This window comes from Pseudomonas sp. LBUM1676, from assembly GCF_059695605.1.
In genome coordinates, this window is sequence record NZ_CP166777.1 from 888,547 (window position 1) to 915,545 (window position 26,999).

Consider the following 26,999-nt stretch of genomic DNA (forward strand, 5'->3'; position numbering starts at 1 on the left):
TTGCATGGGCACAGGGACGTGCCCGTTGAATTGTTCGAAGTCGAGGGTGCCTTTTCATTGTTAAGAAAGCCTCGACGTGTGTCCGGCGCCGTTTGCGACCGGACATGAGTACCTTGATAAGGACTGACGTTTCCCATGTTGACCATCGCACTGTCCAAGGGCCGCATCCTTGACGATACCCTGCCGCTTCTGGCTGAAGCGGGCATCGTGCCGACCGAGAATCCGGACAAGAGCCGCAAGCTGATCATCCCCACGACCCAGGCCGATGTCCGCCTGCTGATCGTGCGCGCCACCGATGTGCCGACTTACGTCGAACATGGCGCCGCCGACCTGGGTGTCGCCGGTAAAGATGTGCTGATGGAATATGGCGGCCAGGGTCTGTACGAGCCTCTGGATCTGCGAATTGCCCTCTGCAAGCTGATGACCGCTGGCCGTGTTGGCGATGTCGAGCCCAAGGGCCGTCTGCGGGTGGCGACCAAGTTCGTCAACGTTGCCAAGCGCTACTACGCCGAACAGGGCCGTCAGGTCGACATCATCAAGCTCTACGGCTCGATGGAACTGGCACCGCTGATCGGTCTGGCGGACAAGATCATTGACGTGGTCGACACCGGCAACACCCTGCGCGCCAATGGCCTGGAACCCCAGGATTTCATTGCCGACATCAGCTCCCGCCTGATCGTCAACAAAGCTTCGATGAAAATGCAGCACGCCCGTATCCAGGCGTTGATCGACACCCTGCGCAAGGCAGTGGAGTCACGACACCGCGGCTGATTCACCTGCGCGACGCTGAGTCGCGCCGTCTATCCGCCTCATAGCCAGAATTCTCAGGTGCCCAAGCGGAAACGACTGCTAAGTTAGGGCGCCTGAGTTTTTGCCAATCCTATGAGGCTCTCGCTATGACCGCACCGACTGCAATTCGCCGACTCAACGCTGCTGACCCGGATTTCGCGCATCATCTGGATCATCTGCTGAGCTGGGAAAGTGTGTCCGACGACTCGGTCAATCAGCGAGTGCTGGACATCATCAAGACCGTGCGTGAGCGCGGCGATGCGGCGCTGGTGGACTACACCCGGCAGTTCGACGGACTGGACGTTGCCTCCATGGCCGACCTGATCCTGCCGCGTGAACGCCTGGAACTGGCCCTGACGCGGATCACCGTGCCTCAGCGCGAAGCCCTGGAAAAAGCCGCCTCCCGGGTGCGCAGCTACCACGAAAAACAGAAGCAGGATTCCTGGAGCTATACCGAAGCCGATGGCACGGTGCTGGGCCAGAAGGTCACGCCGCTGGATCGCGCCGGTCTGTACGTACCGGGTGGCAAGGCGTCGTATCCGTCCTCGGTGCTGATGAACGCGATACCGGCCAAGGTCGCCGGTGTGACCGAAGTGGTCATGGTGGTGCCGACCCCGCGCGGTGAAATCAACGAGCTGGTGCTGGCCGCCGCGTGCATTGCCGGTGTCGACCGCGTCTTCACGATTGGTGGCGCGCAAGCGGTTGCTGCGCTGGCTTATGGCACCGAAAGCGTGCCGAAGGTCGACAAGGTAGTCGGGCCGGGCAACATCTACGTCGCCACCGCCAAGCGCCACGTGTTCGGCCAGGTCGGTATCGACATGATCGCCGGTCCGTCGGAGATCCTTGTGGTGTGCGATGGCAAGACCGATCCGGACTGGATTGCCATGGACTTGTTCTCCCAGGCCGAGCACGACGAGGACGCCCAGGCAATTCTGGTCAGCCCGGATGCCGAGTTCCTCGACCAGGTCGCCGCCAGCATTGCCAAACTGCTGCCGACCATGGAGCGCGCCGAGATTATTGAAACCTCGATCAATGGCCGTGGCGCGCTGATCAAGGTTCGCGACATGGACCAGGCCATCGAAGTGGCCAATCGCATCGCGCCGGAACACCTCGAGTTGTCCGTTGCCGATCCGCAAGCCTGGCTGCCGCAGATCCGTCACGCCGGCGCTATCTTCATGGGCCGTCACACCTCCGAAGCCCTGGGCGATTACTGCGCCGGTCCGAACCACGTACTGCCGACTTCCGGCACCGCGCGATTCTCCTCGCCGCTGGGTGTGTACGACTTCCAGAAACGCTCGTCGATTATCTTCTGCTCCGAGCAGGGTGCGTCCGAACTGGGCAAGACCGCATCCGTGCTGGCTCGTGGCGAGTCGTTGACCGCGCACGCCCGCAGCGCCGAATACCGCATCGTTGACGAAGACTTTCCACAAGGGCAGGGGAAATGAAGATGAGTAAATTCTGGAGCCCGTTCGTCAAGAATCTGGTGCCTTACGTACCGGGCGAACAGCCGAAGCTGGCGAAACTGGTGAAGCTCAACACCAATGAAAATCCGTACGGCCCATCGCCCAAAGCTTTGGCGGCGATGCAGACCGAACTGAACGATAATTTGCGCCTGTACCCGGACCCGAACAGCGATCTGCTGAAAAACGCCGTGGCCACCTATTACGGCGTGCAGCCGAACCAGGTATTCCTTGGCAACGGTTCGGACGAAGTCCTGGCGCACATTTTTCACGGCTTGCTGCAACACGACAACGCCGTGCTGTTCCCGGACATCAGCTACAGCTTCTATCCGGTCTACTGCGGCTTGTACGGCATCAACTTCGACGCGGTGCCACTGGACTCGCAGTTCCAGATCAACCCGGCTGATTATGCCAAGCCCAATGGCGGGATCATTTTCCCTAACCCGAACGCGCCGACCGGTTGCCTGCTGGCGCTGGACGCCGTCGAGCAGATCCTCCAGGCCAGCCCGGATTCGGTGGTCGTGGTGGACGAGGCTTATATCGACTTCGGCGGTGAGACGGCGATCACCCTGGTTGACCGCTATCCGAACCTGCTGGTCACCCAGACCCTGTCAAAGTCCCGTTCGCTGGCCGGCCTGCGAGTGGGCCTGGCGGTGGGGCATCCGGACCTGATCGAAGCGCTGGAGCGGATCAAGAACAGCTTCAACTCCTATCCGCTGGATCGAATGGCGAACGTCGGTGCAGCGGCGGCGTTCGAGGACCGTGAGTACTTCGACAAGACCTGTCGGTTGGTGATCGAGAATCGCGAAAAGGTGGTCGCGCAGTTACAAGAGAAGGGCTTTGAGGTATTGCCGTCGGCGGCCAACTTCATTTTTGCCCGTCATCCGCAGCACGATGCAGCCGGACTGGCGGCGAAGTTGCGAGAACAGGGTGTGATTGTTCGGCACTTCAAGCAGGAGCGGATTGCCCAGTTCCTGCGGATCAGCATCGGTACCCCGGAGCAGAACCAGGCGCTGATTGACGGCCTGGGCGATCTCTAAACCACAGCCGCCCCCTGTAGGAGCGAGGCTTGCCCGCGAAGAACGATAACGCGGTGTATCTGGTACACCGAATCATCGTTCTTCGCGGGCAAGCCTCGCCCCTACAGGGGGTAGGGTGTTGCTGTTTACTCTTCTTCTTTCTCTTTGACCGGCGCCGGCGGCGGGCGCAAGCCGATTTCCGCCGTGAGCTTCAACTCCTTGCCGTTGCGCATCACCTGGATCGCGACCTTGTCGGTCGGCTTGATCCGCGCCACCTGGTTCATCGAACGACGACCATCGCCAGCCGGTTCGCCATCGATGGCGAGGATCACATCGCCTAATTGCAGGCCGGCCTTCTGTGCCGGGCCATCACGGAAAATCCCCGCCACCACGATCCCCGGCCGCCCGGACAGACCAAAGGACTCCGCCAGCTCCTGGGTCAAGGGTTGCACTTCAATCCCCAGCCAGCCGCGGATCACCTGGCCGTGTTCGATGATCGACTTCATCACGTCCATGGCCAGTTTGACCGGAATCGCAAAACCGATGCCTTGGGAGCCGCCGGATTTGGAAAATATCGCCGTGTTGATGCCGGTCAGGTTGCCAGTGGCATCCACCAGCGCACCGCCGGAGTTGCCCGGGTTGATCGCGGCATCGGTCTGGATGAAGTCTTCGTAGTTGTTCAGGCCCAACTGATTGCGCCCGGTGGCGCTGATGATGCCCATGGTCACGGTCTGGCCGACGCCGAACGGGTTGCCGATGGCCAGGGCCACGTCGCCGATGCGGATATTGTCGGAGCGGCCGACGGTGATCGAGGGCAGATTCTTCAAGTCGATTTTCAGCACCGCAAGGTCGGTTTCCGGGTCGCTGCCGATCACTCGGGCCAGGGTTTCACGGCCATCCTTGAGGGCAACCACGATCTGGTCGGCGCCGCTGGTCACATGGTTGTTGGTCAGCAGGTAGCCTTCCGGGCTCATGATCACACCGGAGCCGAGGCTCGATTCCATGCGCTTCTGCTTGGGCGAGTTGTCGCCGAAGAAGCGGCGGAACTGCGGGTCCTCGAACAGCGGATGGTTCGGTTTGTTGATGACCTTGGTGGTGTACAGGTTGACCACCGACGGCGCGGCCGTGGTTACCGCGTCGGCATAGGACACCGGGCCCTGTTGCATGATGGTGGTTTGCGGGGCTTGCTGCAGGTTGACGTCGAGGCTCGGGAGCCCGACCCATTGCGGGTAACGCTGGATGATCAACAGAGCGATAAGCACGCCGGCCAACAGCGGCCAGCCGGAAAAACGCAGCGCCTTGAGCATTAAGCACGTCCTGAGAGGTTGCAGGCGGTATGAGACCGCCCATAATGTCGCGCATTATACGAGGCCAAGCGTGCCTCTGAACGGGATATTTAGGAGTCTTTTATGGCCGTCGCCCTGAGCACCCTGGTCGAAGAAGCCGACCGTTACCTCAACAGTGCCAAGATTGCCGATTACTGCCCCAACGGCTTGCAGGTCGAAGGCCGGCCGCAGGTGATGCGCATCGTCAGTGGCGTCACCGCCAGCCAGGCGTTGCTCGACGCCGCGGTGGAAGCCAACGCCGACCTGGTGCTGGTGCACCATGGTTATTTCTGGAAAGGCGAGAACCCGTGCATCACCGGCATGAAGCAGCGTCGCTTGAAGACGCTGCTCAAGCACGACATCAGCCTGTTGTCCTACCATCTGCCGCTGGATCTGCACCCCGAAGTCGGCAACAACGTGCAGCTGGCGCGTCAGTTGGACATCACTGTCGAAGGCCCGCTGGACCCGGACAACCTTAAAGTTGTCGGTCTGGTCGGTTCATTGAGCGAACCGGTGACGCCCCGTGACTTCTCGCGCCGCGTCCAGGAAGTCATGGGCCGCGAACCCTTGCTGATCGAAGGCAGCGAGATGATTCGCCGCGTTGGCTGGTGCACCGGTGGTGGCCAAGGGTACATCGACCAGGCGGTGCTGGCCGGCGTTGATCTGTACCTCAGCGGTGAAGCATCCGAACAAACCTTCCACAGCGCCCGGGAAAACGACATCAGCTTCATCGCCGCCGGCCACCATGCCACCGAGCGCTACGGCGTTCAGGCGTTGGGCGATTACCTGGCGCGACGGTTTGCCCTCGAGCACATCTTCATCGATTGCCCGAATCCGATCTGATAACAGATTCTTTTGACATCCCCCATCACTGTAGGAGCGAGCTTGCTCGCGAAAAACCTGAGAACGCCACGGGGTGTCAGGTTTCCAGCGTTATCGTTGACGACCCTCGCGAGCAAGCTCGCTCCTACTGGGGGTCTGCAGCGCCCAAACACGGGGGTATATTCATATACCCTTTCGATCTAGCCCGCGTCCTGATTAGAAGAGGTCGCTGTGCTAGCATTCCCCGCTCGAACACGGCCCGCTGGCCGTCCATAAGATCGTTTTCGTGAGTAGCCATGGTCGACAAACTGACGCATCTGAAACAGCTGGAGGCCGAAAGCATCCACATCATCCGCGAGGTCGCCGCCGAGTTCGATAACCCGGTGATGCTGTACTCCGTCGGTAAAGACTCCGCCGTAATGCTGCATCTTGCGCGCAAGGCATTCTTCCCGGGCAAACTGCCGTTCCCGGTGATGCACGTCGACACCCGGTGGAAGTTCAAGGAAATGTACGCGTTCCGCGACCGTATGGTCGAAGAGCTTGGACTGGACCTGATCGTGCACGTCAATCCCGAGGGCGTGGCGCAGGGCATCAACCCGCTGACCCACGGCAGTGCCAAGCACACCGACATCATGAAGACCGAAGGCCTCAAGCAGGCCCTCGACAAACACGGCTTCGACGCCGCGTTCGGTGGTGCCCGTCGCGATGAAGAGAAATCCCGTGCCAAAGAGCGCGTGTACTCCTTCCGTGACACCAAGCACCGCTGGGATCCAAAGAACCAGCGCCCGGAGCTGTGGAACGTCTACAACGGCAACGTCAACAAGGGCGAATCCATTCGTGTGTTCCCGTTGTCGAACTGGACCGAGCTGGACATCTGGCAGTACATCTACCTCGAAGGCATCCCGATCGTGCCGCTGTATTTCGCCGCCGAGCGCGACGTCATCGAGATGAACGGCACCTGGATCATGATCGACGACGAACGCCTGCTCAATCACCTGAGCGACGAAGACAAGGCGCGCATCGTCAAGAAAAAGGTCCGTTTCCGCACACTGGGTGACTACCCGTTGACCGGTGCGGTCGAGTCCGAGGCCACCAGCCTGACCGACATCATTCAGGAAATGCTCCTGACGCGAACTTCCGAACGCCAGGGCCGGGTCATCGACCACGATGGCGCAGGCTCGATGGAAGAAAAGAAACGTCAGGGTTATTTCTAAGGGGTTGTCATGTCGCACGTATCTGATTTGATCAGCGAGGACATCCTCGCCTACCTGGGCCAGCACGAACGCAAGGAAATGCTGCGCTTTCTGACCTGTGGCAACGTCGACGACGGCAAGAGCACCCTGATCGGGCGCCTGCTGCACGACTCCAAGATGATCTACGAAGATCACCTGGAAGCCATTACCCGCGACTCGAAAAAAGTCGGCACCACCGGCGAAGACATCGACCTGGCCTTGCTGGTCGACGGCCTGCAGGCCGAGCGTGAGCAGGGCATCACCATCGATGTCGCCTACCGCTATTTCTCCACCGCCAAGCGCAAATTCATCATCGCCGACACCCCTGGCCATGAGCAGTACACCCGCAACATGGCCACCGGTGCCTCCACCTGTGATCTGGCGATCATCCTGGTCGACGCCCGCTACGGCGTGCAGACCCAGACCCGTCGCCACAGCTTCATCGCCTCGTTGCTGGGCATCAAGCACATCGTGGTCGCCATCAACAAGATGGACCTCAATGGCTTCGACGAAAGCGTGTTCGAGTCGATCAAGGCCGATTACCTGAAGTTCGCCGAAGGCATCGCGTTCAAGCCGACCACCATGGCCTTCGTGCCGATGTCGGCGCTCAAGGGCGACAACGTGGTCAACAAGTCCGAGCGCTCGTCGTGGTACACCGGCCAGTCGCTGATGGAAATCCTCGAGACCGTCGAAATCGCCAGCGACCGCAACTACACCGACCTGCGTTTCCCGGTGCAGTACGTCAACCGTCCGAACCTGAACTTCCGTGGTTTCGCCGGCACCCTGGCCAGCGGCATCGTGCACAAGGGCGATGAAGTCGTGGTGCTGCCGTCGGGCAAGAGCAGCCGCGTGAAGTCCATCGTCACCTTCGAAGGTGAACTGGAACACGCAGGTCCTGGCCAAGCGGTGACGCTGACCATGGAAGACGAGATCGACATCTCCCGCGGCGATTTGCTGGTGCACGCCGACAACCAGCCGCAAGTGACCGACGCCTTCGACGCCATGCTGGTATGGATGGCGGAAGAGCCGATGTTGCCGGGCAAGAAATACGACATCAAGCGCGCCACGAGCTACGTGCCGGGTTCGATCACCAGCATCGTCAACCGCGTAGACGTGAACACCCTGGAAGAAGGCCCGGCCAGTTCATTGCAGCTGAACGAAATCGGTCGGGTCAAGATCAGCCTCGACGCGCCCATCGCGCTGGACGGTTACGCGAGCAACCGCACCACCGGTTCGTTCATCGTCATCGACCGTCTGACCAATGGCACCGTTGCTGCCGGCATGATCATCGCCCAGCCGTTGGCGCATGGCACCAGCACGCACCACGGCAAACTGGCGCACGTCGCCACCGAAGAACGCGCCCAGCGCTTCGGCCAGCAACCGGCCACCGTGTTGTTCAGCGGCCTGTCGGGCGCCGGCAAAAGCACCCTGGCCTACGCCGTTGAACGCAAGCTGTTCGACCTGGGCCGTGCGGTGTTCGTACTCGATGGCCAGAACCTGCGTCACGACCTGAACAAAGGTCTGCCACAGGATCGCGCCGGGCGTACCGAGAACTGGCGTCGTGCGGCGCACGTTGCGCGTCAGTTCAACGAAGCCGGCCTGCTGACCCTGGCCGCCTTCGTGGCACCAAGTGCCGAAGGTCGCGAACAGGCCAGGGAGCTGATCGGCAAGGAGCGTCTGCTGACGGTCTACGTCCAGGCCTCGCCGACGGTCTGTGCCGAGCGTGATCCGCAAGGTCTGTACGCCGCGGGTGGCGACAACATCCCGGGCGACTCCTTCCCGTACGACGTGCCCCTGGACGCCGACCTCGTGGTCGACACCCAGTCGCTGTCGCTGGAAGAAAGCGTCAAGCAAGTGCTGGATCTGTTGCGTCAGCGTGGCGCGATCTAAGCGTTAGCCGTCAATAAAAAACCCGCCGATGAGTGATCATCGGCGGGTTTTTTTGTGTCTTCCAGATAGCCTTCGCGAGCAGGCTCGCTCCCACAAGGTCAAATGTTCACTGCAGATCAACTGTGGGAGCGAGCCTGCTCGCGAAGAGGCCGGTACAGCCACCTCAAGATCACACTGAATACTCCCTTTGCATCTCTCCCAGCCAAAAGTAGTCCGAAAACCTCAAGGTTGTAGGAAAACTCCATTTGTAACCTTTTCCTATACGTAATTACCCAAATGACAGTTCTCTATCAGACGAGGATTACACCTTCCTCGGAAGTCGGTAGCTAACATTAATTAAAGTGCTCAAGTAGTATTTCGGCAGATGAAGCGTGTTGTTTCTATCGGGCGGATGCCGCTTCGCTAACACTTTAACTAGGGGGATGAACTATGCCGGTAAAGTTGACTTCAGCCTGGAAAGCAACCCTTGTTCGGATGGAAATAATCGTGCTTGTCGCACTATTAATAATGTTCCCTCTGCGCTGCTTACCGAAGCCGCTCCATTTTCGGAGTGGATAGTCCCAATGCGGGAGTAAGCCTCCGCTAATTTCACAGCCGTACGAACTGCCAGCTTCATTAATGCTATCGGATTTGGACTACAAAAATATCGGAAGTGGGTGAGTTCCATTTATTTGTGTATTGAATAGTGTTGTTTGTAAGGCAAGTAGGCTCGATTCCCGGCCGTATATAAAGTGTGTGCCTGTATTAGAGTCGCTTGTGTTGTCGTCGGGGGAGTTGTGGTGTGCGATATAAAATATTCGATGTTCCCAAGGGTTATGTGCCTAGTGTTTTTGAAATTGTTTTTTTGGTTGTTATTATTACGTGTTTTTCTGTTGTTTCCTTGTATCACCTCGGTAAGGTGATAGAGATTCCTTCGACTCCCAGGAAAGTTGTTTTGGAGCGCGCTTTTATATATAGAAATATTTCGGAGGCCTCAAAAATTACTTCGAATTTGTATCTCAGGGTTGGGCCGGATGATGAGGCGTATGACTATGTTATCGAGGCGTTTGCTCAGGATATTCAGCGCCTGGATCTGGGTAAGTCACGAAAGCTATGGGTCGCTGTAGAGCCGGATCGGAGTAAACGATTTGTTTGGGGGGTGTATGATAATGAACTAGGGTTGTTGATAAGTCGTAAAGATATTTTGCAGTGGGCCCAATACAGAAACTCGGCAAATTATTTTGTGATTGTTACATGGGGTTTTCTGTCTCTGTATTTGCTGTTTGTGCTTTTCAAACATGGTGTTTGGAATAGATTTTTAGCGAAAAGGATAGCGTGTGGAAATAGAGCAAATTGAAAATGAAATATTTGTAATCGACGAGTTCTTAACTCGAAGTGAAGAGGAAAGCATAAACGTTCAGCTTAAAAGTTCGGTCTGGAGATACAACTGGCCGAATTATGAGGAACTCCCCTTTGTTAGACCCTGTTGGCATGTTTTTATTGCGGGTAAAGGTCGTCCTGATAGGCAGTCTTGTGTAGAGGAACTGAACAGCAACGAATCATGGCGGTTCCTGATAGGGTTTTGGGAGAGGTTGTCAAAATTACATGACTTCAACATTACCTTGTTGGGCGTTTACGCCAATGGTCAGACATTCGGACAAGATACTATTATTCATCGGGATAATAAAACTCATCCTGGGCTGACAGTCATCGTCTTCTGTAATGAGCATTGGCCTACGTCCCGGGGAGGGGAGCTTGTTTTCTATGATGATAAAAAAGAAAACGTCATCAAGTCCGTGTTGCCTAAATCACGGCGGGTGGTGATTTTTGATGGGCGGATTCCCCATGCTGCAAGATCGCCTTCTGTGAAGTGTGATCAGGTAAGAATGACACTTGCATTTAAGACAGTGATTAAGGAGTAGTATATGGCAGGTAAAGCCGTAATTTTTGTAGGCGTTATCAATGACGGTGTAACTATTGGCGCGGGTGCGACTGCAGTCTCAGATCAGTTTCTAGTTAACGGGACTGGAATGGTGCTGTTGAATCAAACGGCGCAAACAGGCGCTGTGATAGCGAGTGTGACCTCCGTGACAAAGCTGGCGGGGCCTTATGTTCCGATTGTGAGTATGCCAGCCAACATAGTTGCGGGAACTATTACCTTTCTGAAAATTGGAATAGACATCAGGGATGGCGCTAAAATTAAGGAGGGTGACGTTTTTAGTCTTGTCGGAAATGTAGCAGGTGTGATTGCTACAATGGCAATATTGGGCGGCGCAACACCTTGGATTATTGCAGGTTTAGGTATTGTCACTGTAGGAGCTGGGCTGTATTCAGTTCTGGATACTGAAACGTATAAGAAAATTACGAAAAGCGCAGCAAACTTTTTTAAAGACAATACATTGGATAGCTATCTTGACTATGCTTGCGCCCCCGATATGCAAATCGTTCATCGAAATACGTTGAGAGACGCATACGGTAATCAGATGCTTTCCTGTCAATGGATATCTGAAACTGGAGAGTTGCAAGCGTTCCCGATGGCTGTTCCCCCTGAAGGCATTGGTGATGGTGTTGTTGGGGAGGGGGCAGAGGTAGCAGAAGTAGCGGAGGTAGCGGAGGTAGCGGAGGTAGCGGATGTAGCGGAGGTAGAGGGTGGTAGTGGTAGTGGTGGTAGTGGCTCTTTTCCTCCTACAGTTCCTGTTTCGCCAGCTCCCATTCCTGAAATAGTTCCAGTAGTTACCATTGGTCCTCTTGATTTTGGCGACGGAAGCGCTGGCTCTGACGATAATGGTGATGAGTATGGTTGCTGTACAGGAGGAAGTGACGGTTATGTTTAGTGGTTTTCATTAGTAAGTTCGCGTTCAGACAATAAAGTCCGCCGATGAGTGATCATCGGCGGGTTTTTCTGTGTCTGGTCGGACGCCTTCGCGAGCACAATCACCTGATTACTTGGCGGGATACTCCCGATGCATCTGCTCAAGCAGCGCATCCTTATCCAGCCACAGCTGATTGATCCACCCCTGAAACTGCAATCGATACTCGCCATCCTGATCGTAATTCCTGCCGATAAACTCCGGCGGAATCTTCAACTCCTGAAAATGCACCACCACATCCTTCACATTCCCACACAGCAAGTCCCAATACCCCGGACGCCCGCCCGGGTAGTGAATGGTCACGTTAACGATCGACTCGAGCTGCTCGCCCATCGCATCCAGCACAAACGCAATGCCACCCGCCTTGGGCTTGAGCAGGTACTTGAACGGTGATTTCTGCTGCGCATGTTTGCCCTCGGTGAAGCGCGTGCCTTCGACGAAATTGAAAATCCCCACCGAGTCATGGCGGAACTTCGCACAGGTCTTGCGCGTGGTTGCCAGGTCTTTGCCTTTCTTCTCCGGGTGCTTTTCCAGGTAGGCCTTGGAGTAGCGCTTCATGAACGGAAAGCCCAGGGTCCACCAGGCCAGACCAATCACCGGCACCCAGATCAGCTCTTGCTTGAGAAAAAATTTCAGCGGCTGGATGCGCCGGTTGAGCACGTATTGCAGCACCATGATGTCGACCCAGCTCTGGTGGTTGCTGGTGATCAGGTACGAGTGTCGATAGTCCAGGCTTTCCAGGCCGCTGAGGTGCCAGCGGGTGCGGCAGACCAGGTCCATCCAGGCTTTGTTGTTGCTGATCCAGGCTTCATGGGTATGGCTCATCAGCCAGCGCGTGAAGCGCTGGGTGAGGGCGAAAGGCAGTACCTTGAAGATCGCCACGCAGAACAGAAACGAGCATAGCAAAATGGTATTCAGGGCCAGCAACAACGATGCAATTACGCCGCGCACGGGTGCAGGTAAGGAATCCGGCATTTAAAGATCCAGAGGTCGGTTGGCAGCTTGAATCGCGGTCAACGCGATGGTGTAGACGATGTCATCGACCTGCGCGCCGCGCGGCAGGTCGTTCACCGGTTTGCGCAGGCCTTGCAGCATCGGCCCGAGGCTGACGCAGTCGGCGCTGCGCTGTACGGCCTTGTGGGTGGTGTTGCCGGTGTTGAGGTCGGGGAACACGAACACTGTGGCGCGACCGGCGACCTGGCTGTTCGGCGCCAGTTGCCGGGCGACGGTTTCGTTGGCGGCGGCGTCGTATTGCAATGGGCCGTCGATCAACAGCGAGTTCTGTTGTTCGTGGGCGAGCAATGTCGCTTCGCGCACCTTCTCGACTTCTTCGCCGCTGGCCGACTCACCGCTGGAGTAGCTGATCATCGCCACGCGCGGGGTGATGCCGAACGCCGCGGCAGAGTCCGCACTTTGCAGGGCGATCTCGGCCAGTTCGCTGGCGCTCGGGTGCGGGTTCATCACGCAGTCGCCATAGACCAGCACCTCCTCCGGAAACAGCATGAAGAACACCGACGACACCAGCGTGCAGCCCGGTGCCGTTTTGATCAGCTGCAGGGCCGGGCGAATGGTGTTGGCGGTGGAATGAATGACCCCGGACACCAGGCCGTCGACTTCATCCAGCGCCAGCATCATGGTGCCGATCACCACGGTGTCTTCCAGTTGTTGCTCGGCCATTGGCGCATTGAGGCTTTTGGATTTGCGCAGGGCGACCATGGGTTCGACGTACCGCTCGCGGATCAGGTCCGGGTCGAGAATCTCCAGCCCCGGTGGCAGCTCGATGCCTTGCGCGCGGGCCACGGCTTCCACGTCCGCGGGTTTGGCCAGCAACACGCAGCGGGCAATGCCGCGCGCCTGACAGATCGCCGCCGCCTGCACGGTCAAGGGTTCACTGCCTTCGGGCAAGACGATGCGCTTGTTGGCGGACTGGGCGCGCTGGATCAGCTGATAGCGGAACACCGCCGGCGACAGGCGCATTTCCCGCGGCGTGCCGCAGCGCTGGTGCAGCCAGTTGGCATCGAGGTGGCTGGCGACGAAGTCGGTGATGATCTCCGCACGTTCGCGGTCATCGATCGGGATTTCCTTGTTCAGGCCGTTCAACTGGTTGGCGGTGTCGTAGGAGCCGGTGCTCACCGACAACACCGGCAGTCCCGCCTGCAACGCACCGCGACAGAGTTCCATGATGCGCGGGTCGGGCAGGGTGTCGCTGGTCAGCAGCAGGCCGGCCAGGGGCACGCCATTCATCGCTGCGAGGCTGACGGCGAGGATGATGTCGTCGCGGTCGCCGGGGGTAACCACCAGCACGCCGGGCTTGAGCAGTTCCACGGTGTTGCGCATGGTGCGGGCGCAGATGATGATTTTGGTCATGCGCCGGGTTTCGTAATCGCCGGCATTGAGAATCTGCGCGCCCATCAGGTCGGCGACGTCGCGGGTGCGCGGCGCGTTGAGTTCCGGCTGGAACGGAATGCAGCCGAGCAATTTGAAATCGCCGCTGCGCAGCAAGGGTGAATGTTCTTTCATGCGCGAGGCGAAGGCCTCCATGCTTTCATCGGTCTTGACCTTGTTGAGGATCACGCCGAGGACTTTCGGGTCTTTCGGCCCGCCAAACAATTGCGCCTGCAACTCCACCCGGCCGGACAGTTCGGCCAGCACTTCGTTTTCCGGGGCAGAGACCAGGATCACGTCGGCATCGAGGCTTTTGGCCAGGTGCAGATTGACCCGCGCGGCATAGCTGGCGCTGCGGGTCGGCACCATGCCTTCGACGATCAGCACGTCTTTGCCGACAGCCGCTTGCTGATAAAGGGTGATGATTTCTTCCAGCAGCTCGTCGAGCTGGCCGTCACCGAGCATGCGCTCGACATGGGCCAGGCCCAGCGGCTTGGGCGGTTTGAGGCCGTGGGTGCGTGCCACCAGTTCGGTGGAACGTTCAGGCCCGGTGTCCCCCGGATGGGGCTGGGCAATCGGTTTGAAAAAGCCGACCTTCAGGCCGGCCCGCTCAAGGGTACGTACCAGCCCGAGGCTGATGGAGGTCAGACCCACACCAAAATCGGTGGGCGCGATAAAAAAAGTTTGCATGCGGATTCTCTAAGGGAGCATGGCAATGGTGAGCGCCTATGGCTGGCGTTCTACCGATATTCAGTCGCCAAGGTTATCGCTAACCGAGCCTTGTGCGCACCAACCGCAAGCAAAGGGCTGGCCTATTTTTTCATTACGCAGCAAAGGGTTCATGACCCAGGCCCGGGACTGCCATGGCGGCTGATGGCGCAGGTGCTGGGTGTGGCCGCAGGACAGCTCGGCTACCCAGTGGCCGTCCTCATCCTGATGGAAGCCTGTGACCGTAGAGCCTTGCGCCGCACCCCGTCTGTCCGGGTTGTGTTCGCTTTCGGGCGTTTGCTTCGCTAAACTGGGTCTTTCTATATTCTTATGCAAAAGGTCTCGCCCCATGCTGATCGCCGCCAATAAGGCTGTCTCCATCGACTATACCCTGACCAACGACGCCGGTGAGGTCATCGACAGCTCCGCCGGCGGCGCGCCGCTGGTCTACCTGCAAGGCGCAGGTAACATCATCCCGGGCCTGGAAAAGGCGCTGGAAGGCAAGGCAGTCGGTGATGAACTGACGGTTGCCGTGGAACCTGAAGACGCCTACGGCGAATACGCTGCCGAACTGGTCAGCACCCTGAGCCGCAGCATGTTCGAAGGCGTGGACGAACTGGAAGTGGGCATGCAGTTCCACGCTTCCGCTCCGGACGGCCAGATGCAGATCGTCACCATTCGCGATCTGGACGGCGACGATGTCACCGTCGACGGCAACCACCCGTTGGCCGGTCAGCGCCTGAATTTCCAGGTCAAGATCATCGACATCCGTGATGCCAGCCAGGAAGAAATCGCTCATGGTCACGTCCATGGCGAAGGTGGCCATCATCACTGATTTTCTGCGCTAAGCTTTCGAGAACTGGAGAGGCGCCCGAGGGCGCCTTTTTTAGTCCGCGGCTGTCCCTGGCGATGCCGCCAAGTGGCTGTTTCGAGAACACGGGAATCTGGAGTTCGTCATGAGTGCTTTTCACGACCTTAAATTGACAGCCCTGGATGGTCAGGAGCTACCTTTGGCGCCTTTCAAGGGGCGTGTCGTGCTGGTGGTCAACGTCGCCTCCAAATGTGGCTTGACCCCACAATACGCAGCGCTTGAAAAACTTTTTCAGAAGTACCAGGACAAAGGCTTCAGTGTACTGGGCCTGCCGTGCAACCAGTTTGCAGGACAGGAACCGGGCACCGAGCAAGAGATCCAGGAGTTCTGCAGCCTCAACTATGGCGTGACCTTTCCGTTGTCCAGCAAGCTGGAAGTCAACGGGCACGATCGTCATCAGTTGTACCGTCTGCTGGCGGGCGAGGGCGCCGAGTTCCCGGGTGACATCACCTGGAACTTCGAAAAATTCCTGCTCGGCAAGGACGGGCGCGTGCTCGCACGGTTCTCGCCGCGCACACCGCCGGATGATCCTTCGGTCATCCAGGCGATCGAAAAAGCGCTGAACTGATTCCCTACCGTAGGAGCCGGCTTGCTGGCGATACTGGCGACGCGGTATTTCTGACATACCGCGTCGCCAGTATCGCCAGCAAGCCGGCTCCTACAGTTTCGTGTGACTTTTAGATCTTAATCACCGCAATCAATAGTGCTGTGCATCGCTCGACACTGCGCATATTATCGCCGTCATAAAATTTATGTCCCGTCGATTCCGTTTCGTGGAGCGTCCCATGCCCGTCAAAGCCCTGTTTAAACCGTTCCACCTTGGCACCCTCGAACTGCCGACCCGCGTCGTCATGGCCCCGATGACCCGCTCGTTTTCGCCGGGTGGCGTGCCCAATTCCAAAGTCATCGAGTACTACCGTCGTCGCGCCGCCGCCGGCGTCGGGCTGATCATCACCGAAGGCACCACCGTCGACCACAAAGCGTCCAACGGTTATCCGAACGTTCCGCATTTCTACGGTGAAGCAGCATTGGCTGGCTGGAAGAAAGTCGTCGACGCAGTCCACGCCGAAGGCGGCAAGATCGTTCCCCAACTGTGGCATGTCGGCAGCGTGCGCCGCATCGGCACCGAGCCAGATGCCAGCGTGCCAGGTTACGGTCCGTCGGAAAAACTCAAGGACGGCCAGGTGGTGGTTCACGGCATGACCCGGCAGGACATCCAGGACGTGATCGCCGCGTTCGCCCAGGCGGCCAAGGATGCCCAGAGCATCGGCATGGACGGCGTGGAAATCCACGGCGCCCACGGCTATCTGGTGGACCAGTTCTTCTGGGACGGCAGCAACCAGCGCACCGACGAATACGGCGGCAGCCTGGCCAACCGTTCGCGTTTCGCCATCGAATTGATTCAGGCGGTGCGTGCGGCGGTCGGCGAAGGGTTCCCGATCATCTTCCGCTTCTCCCAGTGGAAACAGCAGGATTACACCGCGCGCCTGGTACAAACCCCAGAAGCGTTGAGTGAATTCCTCAAGCCGTTGTCTGACGCTGGCGTGGATATTTTCCACTGCTCGACACGCCGTTTCTGGGAGCCGGAATTCGACGGTTCTGAGCTGAACCTGGCGGGCTGGACGCGCAAACTCACTGGCAAACCAACCATCACCGTGGGCAGCGTCGGCCTGGACGGCGAGTTCCTGCAGTTCATGGTCAACACCGACAAGATCGCCCAGCCGGCCAGCCTGGAAAAACTGCTGGAGCGCTTGAACAACGACGAGTTCGACCTGGTGGCGGTAGGGCGTGCGCTGCTGGTGGACCCGGACTGGGCGCAGAAAGTGCGTGACGGGCGTGAGGAAGATATCCTGCCGTTCAGTCGTGAGGCGTTGATGACCCTGGTTTAAGCGCCGCCCGCACTGACGCCTTCGCCGGCAAGCCGGTCTCGCTCCCACATTCAACCGTATTCCTCTGGCAGAATCCGGTCACCTGTGGGAGCGAGACCGGCTTGCCGGCGAAGACTGACTCAATGTCACCAAAGATTCAGGGCATGGTCGATGCATTCGGCACCACCTGCTCCCCAACACAAGCCCCCCGCAACTGCCCCTCGAACTGTTCGATAATCGCCGCCCAGCCCTGGCGACTCGCATGCTGGCGCGCATTGAGCCGCACACAACGCAAGGTTTCCTCCTCTTCCAGCAACCACACCGCGGCATCGCAGAACGCCTCTTCATCCCCCGGCATCGCCAGTACGCCGTTGTAGCCCTGACGAATATGCTGAGCGGCCGCGGCCTGATCGTAAGCCACCACGCCCAACCCCGAAGCGAGCGCTTCGAGCACCACGTTGCCGAAGGTCTCGGTCAGGCTCGGGAACACAAACACGTCCGCCGATGCATAGTGACTGGCCAGGGCTTCACCGCGTTGTGTGCCGCAGAAAATGGCGTCAGGCAGTTCCTTCTCGAGTGCTGCTCGTTGCGGGCCGTCACCGACCACGATCAACTTTAGCGTGCGGCGTGGATAAGCCGCTTTCAGCGCATCGAAACTGCGCTTGAGCAAACCCAGGTTTTTCTCCGGTGCCAGGCGCCCGACGTGGATGACGGCAATGTCGCTCTCGGCCAGGCCCCACTGTTCGCGTAGCGACTGCAGCCGTTTGCTCGGATGGAACAACTGGCTGTCGACGCCTCGCGACAGCAACGCCAACCGCTCGAAATGCCGGCGTTCCAGCTCCAGGCGCTGGCTGACGCTCGGCACCAGGGTCAGGGACGTGCGATTGTGGAACCAGCGCAGGTAGTGGGTCAGCAAACGGGTCAGCAAGCCCAGCCCGTACTGATGGGTGTATTGCTGGAAATTGGTGTGAAAACCGCTGACCACGCAAATCCCCAGGCGCCGTGCCGCGCGCAATGCCGACAACCCCAGCGGCCCTTCGGTGGCGATATACAGCACGTCCGGGCGCTGACGTTGCCAGCGTCGCAGCAACTTGTGCATCGACGACTGGCCCCATTGCAAACCGGGATATCCCGGCAGCGGCCAGCCCCGACACAACAGCAACTCATCGTCGCTGCCCAGTTGCTGGTCGCACACCTGGCGTGGCCGCACCAGTTCCACCTGGTGCCCGCGCGCGCGCAAGCCGTCGCACAGGCGGCCGAGGGTGTTGGCCACGCCGTTGATTTCGGGGGGGAAGGTTTCGGTGATCAGAGTGATATGCAGAGCTGTCGTCATGACCCCAGTGTGGGCCGGGGCCATGTCGTCATTGTGGCGTTTCGATGATGGATTTGTGACCGGTTCAGCGCTGGACCACCAGGTTTTCCGCGCCGCGTTCACGGACCCAGAACAGAGTCGCCCCGGCCACGGCGGCCGGCATCATCAGGATGTTGACCACTGGAATCAGCAACACCAGGTAAACCATCCCGCCGAAACTCATGCTCTGCCAACGCTTTTGCCGCAGCCAGGCGAGCATTTCGTTCCAGCCCAGCTTGTGGTTGTCCGCCGGGTAGTCGATGTACTGGATCGCCATCATCCACACTCCGAACAGCAGCCACAGCGGCGCGGCGATGATGTTGACCACCGGGATGAACGAAAGGATGAACAGCCCGATGGCGCGTGGCAGGAAGTAGCCAAGTTTGCGCATCTCCCGCGACAGGGTGCGGGGAATCATTGCAATCAGTTCACCCCAGCTGAAGGCCGGGAAATCGTCGGTGCCGCGCACCACCACTTCGACTTTCTCCGCGAGGAAACCGTTGAACGGCGCGGCGATGATATTGGCGAGCATGGTGAAGGTGAAAAACACCATCAACACCACCAGCACCACGAACAGCGGCCAGAGGACGTAACTGAGGAAGTTTAGCCATTCCGGCAGGGACGGCATCAAGGTATCGACCCACATACTGAATTGATGGCTGGCCAGATAGATCAATCCGACGAACAGCACCAGGTTGATGGCGAGCGGCAACAATACGAACAAGCGCAGGCTGGGGCTCAGGACCAACCTGAGGCCTTCGCGCAGGTATTGCGGGCCGGACAGAACGGGGGCGGGCATATCGTGCTCCGAGCAAAGGGGAAACGCGCCGACCTTACCGGCTTTGCCTGACAGGTGAAAGCGCGGTAGCAGCATCGACATTAACTGTAACAAAGGTGCCTATGTATCCATCGTGATGGGATAGAGACTGCCTATGAGCTGGATTGTTAATCGGTATTTCCTTAATCTTCGCCCCCTCGATACGCTGCACCCAATCTTTTTACAGGACTGTCGAGCCCAAGCCTTCCCCAAGTGCTTTCAACGGTCCTTTTTTATTCCCGCCGGCAACCCGGCGTTCCGCGCCAGGTATTCCAGGCCGGTCAACAGGAGCAGGTCATGTCTGAAGTCCGTCATTCGCGAGTGATTATTCTCGGTTCCGGCCCTGCCGGTTACAGCGCCGCCGTCTATGCCGCCCGTGCCAACCTCAAGCCTTTGCTGATCACCGGCATGCAGGCCGGCGGTCAACTGACCACCACCACCGAAGTCGACAACTGGCCGGGCGACGTCCATGGCCTGACCGGCCCGGCGCTGATGGAACGGATGAAAGAGCACGCCGAGCGCTTTGAAACCGAGATCGTCTTCGATCACATCAATGCCGTCGACTTCGCCGCCAAGCCGTACACCCTGACCGGCGACAGCGCGACCTACACCTGTGATGCACTGATCATCGCCACCGGCGCCAGCGCCCGTTACCTGGGCCTGCCGTCGGAAGAAGCGTTCATGGGCAAGGGCGTTTCGGCCTGCGCAACCTGCGACGGTTTCTTCTACCGCAACAAGCCAGTGGCCGTGGTCGGTGGCGGTAATACGGCTGTCGAAGAAGCGCTGTACCTGGCCAACATCGCCAGCACTGTGACCTTGATCCACCGTCGCGAAACCTTCCGTGCCGAGAAGATCCTGATCGACAAGCTCAATGCGCGGGTTGCCGAAGGCAAGATTATCCTGAAGCTGAACGCGACCCTGGACGAAGTCCTGGGCGACAACATGGGCGTGACCGGTGCTCGCCTGAAGAACAACGACGGCAGCTTCGACGAGCTGACGGTTGACGGCGTGTTCATCGCCATCGGCCATACCCCGAACACTTCGTTGTTCGAAGGCCAGTTGACCCTCAAAGACGGTTATCTGGTGGTGCAGGGCGGCCGTGACGGCAACGCGACGGCGACCAGCCTGGAAGGTATCTTCGCCGCCGGTGACGTGGCTGACCACGTTTACCGTCAGGCCATCACCTCGGCCGGCGCCGGCTGCATGGCGGCACTGGATGCCGAGCGTTACCTCGACGATCTGCAGAACGCCAAGTTCTGATTTCGCAGCAATGAAAAAACCGGCCTTGGCCGGTTTTTTTTTGCCCCCAGAAAGTGCGGTCAACCCAAACCTTGTGGGAGCTAGCCTGCTAGCGATGGTGTGTCAGTCACATCGATGTAGCTGACACACCATCGCTAGCAGGCTAGCTCCCACAGGGTTAACAGGGTTTGGGGAAATTGCGATCAACCGCGAAATCGCTCGTGGACGAAGTCCATGACCTTCAGCGATTGATAGATCGCATTGGCGGCCACACGCCCGAACGGCCCGCCGTTCCAGTCCAGCAAGTACGGTTTGAACAACTCATAGCGCGCACTCTCCCCGCACACGGCCTCGGCGATCACCCTGCCGCCAATCGAACCGGTATTCAGCCCATGGCCGCCAAACGAAGTGCACGCCCACACACCCGGTTCCAGTAATCCCAGATTGGGCATTTTGTTGGTGGAGTAACCCATCAAACCGGACCAGGCCAATTCGATCCTGACCGGTGCCAATTGCGGATAAACCGAGACCATGTCGGCCTTCAGCATGGTCGCCAGGGCTTGTTCGTTCTGTTCGTTGCGGGTGGTGATGCGTCCGCCCCACAGCAGGCGATCGCCTTCGACCACGCGGTAATAGTCCGAGGCGCGGCGGTCGTCGGAGAACGCGGCGCCGGAGTCTAGGACGTTCTTGATCGAGTCGCCCAGGTGTTCGGTCAACACCACATAGGTAGCGATCGGCAAGTAGGCACGGCTGAGTTTTTGCAACTCCGGGCCGCCGTAGCCGCCTGCACAGAACACCAGGTCCTGACAGCGCACGGAACCGTGGGCGGTCCGGACGATTTTGTCGGCGCCTTCGCGACGCCAGGCGAGCATTTTCGATTGCTCGAAAATCCGAACTCCTGTTGCTTCGAGGGCGAGGGCCAGGCCCAGGCAATAATTCAGCGGATGGAAGTGCAGGGCGTTCGGGTCTTCGACACCCTGGAAATAGCGCAGGGTGTGAGCCCGTTCGCGAACCTGAGGGGTATCGAGGAAGTTGAGTTCATAGCCGAAGTCGCGGCGCAGGGTATCGATGTGGTTTTTCACACCCGCGCTGTCGTCGTAGCGCTTGACGCAAATCGTGCCTGCGGATGGATCGCAACCGGGCAGTGCCAGTTCGGCGATGTTGCGGCGGACAATCGCCACGCCCTCGACCGACATCTGGAACAGCGCCTTGGCGTGATCCAGTCCCAGTTTCTTGCGGATCGCCCCCGACCCTTGCGCCCAACCCGGCGAGACCACGCCGCCATTGCGACCGGACGCGCCCCAGGCGACCTGGTGGGCCTCGAGGATCACCACGCGTTTGCCGCGCCGGGTCAGTTCCAGGGCGGCGGTAAGGCCGGCGATACCGGCGCCGATGATGCAGACGTCGCAGCTTTCATCGGCGTTCAATTCTGGCCGGGCTGCGCGGGGCAGCGAGGTCTGGGAATACCAGGTGGTGGGGAAGGACATGGTCAATCCTTTGTAGGAGCGAGCTTGCTCACGAAAAATGCAGGGGCGCCGCATGCATTCAGACAACCCGCGTCATCGTTGACGTCATCGCGCGCAAATTTGGCGGTGTACGAATCTGTAGGAGCAAGCTTGCTCGCGAAAAACGCAAGGGCACCGTGTGTATTCAGACACCCCGCGTCATCGTTGACGTCCTTCGCGAGCAAGCTCGCTCCTACAGGTTCGACGGCGTATCACTTGACGGTCGAGTAATCCACGCCGTACCACTTGTTTGACAGCTTGGTCAGCGTGCCGTCCTTGTGCATGGCACCGATGATTTCACCCAGTTTGGCTTTCAGCTCCGGATCGCCCTTGTCGGTGGCAATGGCCAGTGGTTCGTAGAACACCACCCCGTCGTCGACGGCGCGCAGCGGGTAGTTTTTCTTGATGGCAGCTTCCAGCGTGCTGCGCTGGGTGAGGATGCCGTCCAGGCGCACGCCATCGCCCAGGCGCAAGTCATCAAGGGGCCCGAGGGAGCCGGCATAGGTCTTCATCTTCTTGGTCTGTACGTCATAGGCGACAGGGGGCATGTCAGTCGCCTCGATGGCCAGCGCCTGGTTCAAGTAATCCTCGGACGTGGTGCCACCTTCGACGCCGATGGTCTTGCCATTGAGGGCCTTGTGGTCGGTGAGTGTGGATTTGTTGTGAACCGCGAACACGTAAGGCACGTAGTAATAAGTGGCGGGGAAGTCGAGGATCCGCGCGCGACTTTTGGTGGCGGTCATTGAGCCCACCGACATGTCCCAGCGCCCGTTCCACTTGCCGGCAGTGATCACGTCCCAGTCGGGGGTGATGAACTTGACCTCGACCCCCATACGCTTGGCGATCTCCTTGGAGACATCGATATCGAACCCGTCGATTTCATTCTTGTCATTGATGAAGCCCTGGGGTGGCCAGGTCGCCGACGTGGCGACGGTCATGGTTTTGCTGCTCTGGATCTTGTCGAGGACCGCTCCGGCGTTGGCGGCGCCGACGAATACCAGCGAGATTGCGGCTGCCAAGACGTGTTTTTTGCTGATCATGTCCATCTCCACTTATCGTTATTGTTTTGGGGCGGCAAAGCGGTGCTCAGTGACCAATGATTTGTGACAGGAATTGCTGCGCGCGTTCGGTCTGCGGGTTGTTGAAAAATTCGGCTGGGGTGGCTTGTTCGATGACCTGGCCCTGGTCCATGAACAGAACACGATCGGCGACCTTGCTGGCGAATCCCATTTCGTGGGTCACGCAAATCATGGTCATGCCGTCGTTGGCCAGCTCGCCCATCACGTCCAGCACTTCGTGGACCATTTCCGGGTCCAGGGCCGAGGTCGGTTCGTCGAACAGCATCACCTTGGGGTTCATGCACAGCGCCCGGGCGATTGCCACGCGCTGCTGTTGACCGCCGGACAGTTGCGACGGGTACTTGTCTGCGTGCTCTGCAATCCGCACACGCTCCAGGTACACCTGAGCGCGTTTTTTCGCCTCGGCGCTCGACACGCCCTGCACCAGTTGCGGGGCCAGGGTCAGGTTGTCCATCACGCTCAAATGCGGGAACAGGTTGAAGCTCTGGAACACCATGCCGATTTCCCGGCGCACCGCGCTGACACTTTCGGCCTCGCTGGTGAGGGTGATGCCGTTGACCTGAATCTGGCCTTTCTGAAAGTTTTCCAGATGGTTGATGCAACGAATCATCGTCGACTTGCCCGACCCGGACGGCCCGCACACCACCAGGATTTCACCGGCGGCGACGTTCAGGTCGACATCGCGCAACGCATGAAAATTGCCGTACCACTTGTTCAAACCGATGATGGAAATCATCGACGGGCTGGTCTGCGCAGCAGGTGCCAGGTCGGGCAGTTCCGCAGTATTGGTCCGAGTCATCAGCCATCAGCCCCTTGCTATGGATCGATTGACCCGTTTTTCGATTCGCGCCTGCACCCGTTCGAGGATGAACGACAGGGCCCAATAAATCATCGCGGCGGTGATCAGCATTTCCAGGTGGCGGAAGTCCGCGCGGCCCTGGGTCTTGGCCAGGTACATCAGTTCCCAGACGCCGATCACCGACACCAGCGAACTGTCCTTGAGCATGGCGATGAACTGGTTGCCGGTGGGCGGGATGATCACCCGCAAGGCCTGCGGCATGATCACCCGGCTCAGGGTCTTGAACGGGTTAATGCCCAGTGCCCGCGAAGCTTCCCACTGACCCACCGGAATGCTCTGGATACCGGCGCGAAAAATCTCGGTCATGTAGGCGCCGTAGCACAGTGACAACGCGAGGATGCCGGCCGGTACTGCGTCGACCACGTAACCCAGTTGCGGTAGCCCCAGGTAAATCAGGTAGATCTGGATCAGCAGCGGCACACCGCGAAAGAACGAGGTGTAGAACGAGGCGATGGCATTGGCCAGGCCGTTGTTCGACAGCTTGGCCACCGCTCCGATCAGCGCCAGGACGAAGGCAATCATGATCGCGATGGCGGAGATGTACAGCGTGGTGGCGGCACCCTGGATGATCAGGAAGCCGATCTTGTCGAGGATGAAGCTGTAGGAAAGGTCGAAGGTGTCGAAGAACGCCAGGAACAGGATCAACAGTTCGATCCATACCACGGTGGTCTGCACCTTGAACTTCAAGCGCCCGAGCACGTGGAAGTTCAGCGTGCCCAGTGCGGCGATACCCAGGCCGATGGCGATATTGCGTGCGGTCAGGCTGTCCGGGGCATTGCCCAGCAGCGGGTGCAGGAAATGACTGAGGGCGCTGTTGCCCAGGTTCATCAAGTAAGAGCCGAGAAACAACACCACGGCTACGCCAAGCAGGAACTGAGGATCATTGGACTTTTTTTTATAAATTATATTGTCGTGATACATGAATGCCTCAGGCTTGTAGGTGGTCGTGATCTCGCTGGGTAAAAGGGCTATCGGGTCAGTATTGCGACGCAAAATCAGGGACTACAAGCGAACATAATTCGCTACGTCAGTCCCTGATCGTAGTTTGCTTTCAGGAAAGTTTCGCCAGGCATGCCTCAAGAATGTCCAACCCTTCCTCCAGCACGGCCGCTTCGGTGGTCAACGGTGCCAGGAGCCGGATGATGTGGCGTGACTTGCCGCTGGGCATCAGCAGCAAACCCGCATCGCGAGCCAAGGCCAAAAGTTGCGTCAACTGCGCCGAGGCCGGTGTGCCGTCGGCGTTGACCAGCTCGATGCCGCGCATCGCACCGACACCGGTCAGGCGACCCAGGTACGGCGACAGTTTGCTGGTGCGCCAGGATTGATAGCGACTGACAATCGCTTCTTCCTGCTGTGCGCCCCATGCCTGCAGATGTGCGTCAGTCATTTCGTCCAGGGTCGCCAACGCCGCGGCGCAGGCAATGGGATTACCCGAATAGGTGCCGCCCAGTCCGCCCTTGGGCAAGGTGTCGAGCAAAGTCTTGCGCCCGACCACCGCACCCAGTGGCACGCCACCGGCAATGCTTTTGCCCAGCAGAATCAGGTCCGGCTCGATGCCCAGCCGCGAGAACGCGAAGCGCTGGCCGGTGCGACCGAAGCCGGACTGGATTTCATCGGCAATCAGCACGATGTTCTTTTCATCACAGAAGCGCCGCAGTGCCTGGGCGAATTCCACATCCATCGCCAGGAAACCCGCTTCGCCCTGCACCGGTTCGACGATAAAACAGGCCACGTCTTCGACGTCGATCTCGACGCTGAACAGACGCTCCATGGCTTTCAGGGCCTCGGCACAGCTCACGCCGTTATCCTGGCTCGGGAAGGGTAGGTGGTACACCGGGCCAGGCAGCACACCCACTTTTTGCTTGTAGGGCGCGACCTTGCCATTGAGGTTGAGGGTGGCGAGCGTGCGGCCGTGGAAGCCGCCGTCAAAGGCGATGACTGCCGTACGCCCGGTGGCGCCACGGACGATCTTCAGGGCGTTTTCCGCCGCTTCCGCGCCACTGTTGGTGAGCATGCCACTGACCGGGTAATCCACCGGAATAAATGCCGTCAGGCGATCCATCAGTTCGAGGTAGGGCGCATGGGGGGCGGCGTTGAACGCGTAGTGGGTCAGCCGCGTGGCCTGTTCACGGATGGCCTCGACGATGCGTGGATGGCAATGGCCGAGGTTCAGTACCCCGATGCCGCCGACAAAGTCGATGTAGCGTTTGCCATTGATGTCCCAGACTTCGGCATTTTTGCCGTGGCTGAGCGTGACGGGGTGCACGATGTTGATCGACTGGCTGATGGTTTCGCTGCTCATGGATACCTGACTCAGAAGAAGGGGCGCTTCTTTTTATCTAAGCCGTGAGCAGCGGTACCCGGCAAACGAAATAAAGTTGCCGGGTCAATCTTAAAAGTCGGGATGTGGGTTAAACAACTGTAGGAGCGAGCTTGCTCGCGATGGACGTTAACGATGACGCGGGCTGTCTGAATGCTCGCGGCGCCCATGCGTTTTTCGCGAGCAAGCTCGCTCCTGCAGTTTAACGGCGGGTCAGTGGCTGCTGTGTGAACTTGACGCCAGCCAGGCCATGAGCAATCAACGCGCGGATATTGCCGTGGTCACTGCCTTCAGGCGTCGCCACCACCGAACGGTAATGCTCGCCGAACGCCAACAGCGCTTCCTCATCGCTCAGACCTTCCAGCAGGGCCAGGCCCAGGGTCTTGCACGAACCTTCGTTCTGCCCGGCTGCGTTTTCCACGCCGCCATTGTTGAATGCCTGGGGCTGATAGGCGTAGCCGACGGCGATAAAGGCCAGGGTGTCGGCGAAAACATGTTCGCCACTCTTGAGGCTGGCGCGCAGGGTGTTCAAATCACTCATGGCTTACGACTCCTTCTTAACTGTTACATGTGATATTTACAAACTATTCAGGCACTTACATATAGTAACT

General features: G+C 58.9%; 25 protein-coding genes and 1 pseudogene. 13 read left to right on the forward strand and 13 right to left on the reverse strand.

Annotated elements, in window-relative coordinates:
* Window positions 1-135: 135 nt before the first annotated feature.
* The 3 genes from hisG to hisC all read left to right on the forward strand — a co-directional run bounded on the left by hisG (window position 136) and on the right by hisC (window position 3,289).
* A complete protein-coding gene (gene hisG, locus ACA041_RS04010; protein WP_007901570.1) occupies window positions 136-771 on the forward strand; it encodes an ATP phosphoribosyltransferase in 636 nt (211 codons plus the stop codon).
* Window positions 772-896: 125 nt separating this feature from the next.
* Window positions 897-2,234 (forward strand): histidinol dehydrogenase, encoded by a 1,338-nt coding sequence (gene hisD / locus ACA041_RS04015; RefSeq protein WP_497439968.1) that lies wholly within the window; start codon window positions 897-899, stop codon window positions 2,232-2,234.
* Window positions 2,235-2,236: 2 nt separating this feature from the next.
* Window positions 2,237-3,289, forward strand: coding sequence for a histidinol-phosphate transaminase (gene hisC / locus ACA041_RS04020; RefSeq protein ID WP_497439969.1), 1,053 nt, complete (start codon window positions 2,237-2,239; stop codon window positions 3,287-3,289).
* A 125-nt stretch (window positions 3,290-3,414) separates the two neighbouring features.
* Here the strand turns inward: hisC and algW are convergent, their stop codons facing one another.
* A complete protein-coding gene (gene algW / locus ACA041_RS04025) occupies window positions 3,415-4,575 on the reverse strand; it encodes a Do family serine endopeptidase AlgW (protein WP_497439970.1) in 1,161 nt (386 codons plus the stop codon).
* Between the two features lie 102 nt (window positions 4,576-4,677).
* Here algW and ACA041_RS04030 point away from each other — a divergent pair, with 102 nt between their 5' ends.
* Window positions 4,678-5,436, forward strand: a complete 759-nt coding sequence (locus tag ACA041_RS04030; RefSeq protein WP_497439971.1) for a Nif3-like dinuclear metal center hexameric protein — start codon at window positions 4,678-4,680, stop codon at window positions 5,434-5,436.
* 26 nt (window positions 5,437-5,462) lie between these two features.
* On the opposite strand, the pseudogene ACA041_RS04035 reads toward ACA041_RS04030, so the two are convergent.
* Window positions 5,463-5,588: pseudogene (locus ACA041_RS04035) on the reverse strand (outer membrane lipoprotein carrier protein LolA); the annotation flags it as partial.
* A 123-nt stretch (window positions 5,589-5,711) separates the two neighbouring features.
* On the opposite strand from ACA041_RS04035, the gene cysD reads away from it, so the two are divergent.
* From cysD to ACA041_RS04060, 5 genes are all read left to right on the forward strand, one after another.
* Complete coding sequence (gene cysD, locus ACA041_RS04040) at window positions 5,712-6,629, forward strand: sulfate adenylyltransferase subunit CysD (RefSeq protein WP_497439972.1); 918 nt, start codon at window positions 5,712-5,714, stop codon at window positions 6,627-6,629.
* 9 nt (window positions 6,630-6,638) lie between these two features.
* Window positions 6,639-8,537: a sulfate adenylyltransferase subunit CysN gene (cysN, locus tag ACA041_RS04045; protein ID WP_497439973.1), complete on the forward strand. Its 1,899-nt coding sequence runs from the start codon at window positions 6,639-6,641 to the stop codon at window positions 8,535-8,537.
* Window positions 8,538-9,318: 781 nt separating this feature from the next.
* Complete coding sequence (locus tag ACA041_RS04050; protein WP_497439974.1) at window positions 9,319-9,873, forward strand: hypothetical protein; 555 nt, start codon at window positions 9,319-9,321, stop codon at window positions 9,871-9,873.
* Entirely contained in the window at window positions 9,854-10,438 is a 585-nt protein-coding gene (locus ACA041_RS04055; RefSeq protein WP_497439975.1) for a 2OG-Fe(II) oxygenase, read from the forward strand. The genes ACA041_RS04050 and ACA041_RS04055 overlap by 20 nt, the downstream gene beginning before the upstream one ends.
* 3 nt (window positions 10,439-10,441) lie before the next feature.
* Entirely contained in the window at window positions 10,442-11,350 is a 909-nt protein-coding gene (locus tag ACA041_RS04060) for a hypothetical protein (protein WP_497439976.1), read from the forward strand.
* 108 nt (window positions 11,351-11,458) lie between these two features.
* Here ACA041_RS04060 and yihG read toward each other — a convergent pair whose 3' ends face one another.
* From yihG to ACA041_RS04075, 3 genes are read right to left on the reverse strand one after another with little or no spacing between them, the layout of a single operon-like run.
* The gene (yihG, locus tag ACA041_RS04065; RefSeq protein WP_497439977.1) at window positions 11,459-12,361 is read right to left on the reverse strand and encodes a 1-acylglycerol-3-phosphate O-acyltransferase, YihG family; all 903 of its coding nucleotides are present in this window, start codon (window positions 12,359-12,361) and stop codon (window positions 11,459-11,461) included.
* Window positions 12,362-14,461 carry a phosphate acetyltransferase gene (gene pta, locus ACA041_RS04070; protein ID WP_497439978.1) on the reverse strand — a complete coding sequence of 700 codons (2,100 nt, stop codon included), beginning with the start codon at window positions 14,459-14,461 and terminating at the stop codon, window positions 12,362-12,364.
* Between the two features lie 60 nt (window positions 14,462-14,521).
* On the reverse strand, window positions 14,522-14,860 hold the full coding sequence (locus ACA041_RS04075; RefSeq protein WP_497439979.1) for a DUF3565 domain-containing protein: 339 nt from the start codon (window positions 14,858-14,860) through the stop codon (window positions 14,522-14,524).
* Here ACA041_RS04075 and ACA041_RS04080 point away from each other — a divergent pair.
* The 3 genes from ACA041_RS04080 to ACA041_RS04090 all read left to right on the forward strand — a co-directional run bounded on the left by ACA041_RS04080 (window position 14,829) and on the right by ACA041_RS04090 (window position 17,239).
* Window positions 14,829-15,314 (forward strand): FKBP-type peptidyl-prolyl cis-trans isomerase, encoded by a 486-nt coding sequence (locus tag ACA041_RS04080; protein WP_007901600.1) that lies wholly within the window; start codon window positions 14,829-14,831, stop codon window positions 15,312-15,314. The genes ACA041_RS04075 and ACA041_RS04080 overlap by 32 nt on opposite strands.
* Before the next feature lie 121 nt (window positions 15,315-15,435).
* Window positions 15,436-15,918: a glutathione peroxidase gene (locus ACA041_RS04085; protein WP_497439980.1), complete on the forward strand. Its 483-nt coding sequence runs from the start codon at window positions 15,436-15,438 to the stop codon at window positions 15,916-15,918.
* A gap of 217 nt (window positions 15,919-16,135) precedes the next feature.
* The gene (locus tag ACA041_RS04090; RefSeq protein ID WP_497439981.1) at window positions 16,136-17,239 is read left to right on the forward strand and encodes an NADH:flavin oxidoreductase; all 1,104 of its coding nucleotides are present in this window, start codon (window positions 16,136-16,138) and stop codon (window positions 17,237-17,239) included.
* Between the two features lie 136 nt (window positions 17,240-17,375).
* Here the strand turns inward: ACA041_RS04090 and ACA041_RS04095 are convergent, their stop codons facing one another.
* Window positions 17,376-18,575, reverse strand: coding sequence for a glycosyltransferase family 4 protein (locus ACA041_RS04095; RefSeq protein ID WP_497439982.1), 1,200 nt, complete (start codon window positions 18,573-18,575; stop codon window positions 17,376-17,378).
* Window positions 18,576-18,615: 40 nt separating this feature from the next.
* Complete coding sequence (gene cysZ, locus ACA041_RS04100; protein ID WP_497439983.1) at window positions 18,616-19,368, reverse strand: sulfate transporter CysZ; 753 nt, start codon at window positions 19,366-19,368, stop codon at window positions 18,616-18,618.
* A 315-nt stretch (window positions 19,369-19,683) separates the two neighbouring features.
* On the opposite strand from cysZ, the gene trxB reads away from it, so the two are divergent.
* The gene (gene trxB, locus ACA041_RS04105) at window positions 19,684-20,646 is read left to right on the forward strand and encodes a thioredoxin-disulfide reductase (protein WP_064679687.1); all 963 of its coding nucleotides are present in this window, start codon (window positions 19,684-19,686) and stop codon (window positions 20,644-20,646) included.
* A gap of 182 nt (window positions 20,647-20,828) precedes the next feature.
* On the opposite strand, the gene ACA041_RS04110 is transcribed toward trxB, so the two are convergent.
* From ACA041_RS04110 to ACA041_RS04135, 6 genes are all read right to left on the reverse strand, one after another.
* The gene (locus ACA041_RS04110; protein ID WP_497439984.1) at window positions 20,829-22,112 is read right to left on the reverse strand and encodes an NAD(P)/FAD-dependent oxidoreductase; all 1,284 of its coding nucleotides are present in this window, start codon (window positions 22,110-22,112) and stop codon (window positions 20,829-20,831) included.
* A gap of 230 nt (window positions 22,113-22,342) precedes the next feature.
* Entirely contained in the window at window positions 22,343-23,170 is an 828-nt protein-coding gene (locus tag ACA041_RS04115) for a transporter substrate-binding domain-containing protein (RefSeq protein WP_497439985.1), read from the reverse strand.
* Window positions 23,171-23,216: 46 nt separating this feature from the next.
* A complete protein-coding gene (locus ACA041_RS04120) occupies window positions 23,217-24,008 on the reverse strand; it encodes an amino acid ABC transporter ATP-binding protein (protein WP_497439986.1) in 792 nt (263 codons plus the stop codon).
* A 6-nt stretch (window positions 24,009-24,014) separates the two neighbouring features.
* Window positions 24,015-24,989, reverse strand: a complete 975-nt coding sequence (locus ACA041_RS04125) for an amino acid ABC transporter permease (RefSeq protein WP_497439987.1) — start codon at window positions 24,987-24,989, stop codon at window positions 24,015-24,017.
* Between the two features lie 130 nt (window positions 24,990-25,119).
* Entirely contained in the window at window positions 25,120-26,370 is a 1,251-nt protein-coding gene (locus tag ACA041_RS04130) for a 2-aminoadipate transaminase (protein ID WP_497439988.1), read from the reverse strand.
* A gap of 220 nt (window positions 26,371-26,590) precedes the next feature.
* Window positions 26,591-26,929 (reverse strand): HopJ type III effector protein, encoded by a 339-nt coding sequence (locus ACA041_RS04135; RefSeq protein ID WP_497439989.1) that lies wholly within the window; start codon window positions 26,927-26,929, stop codon window positions 26,591-26,593.
* Window positions 26,930-26,999 lie beyond the last annotated feature (70 nt).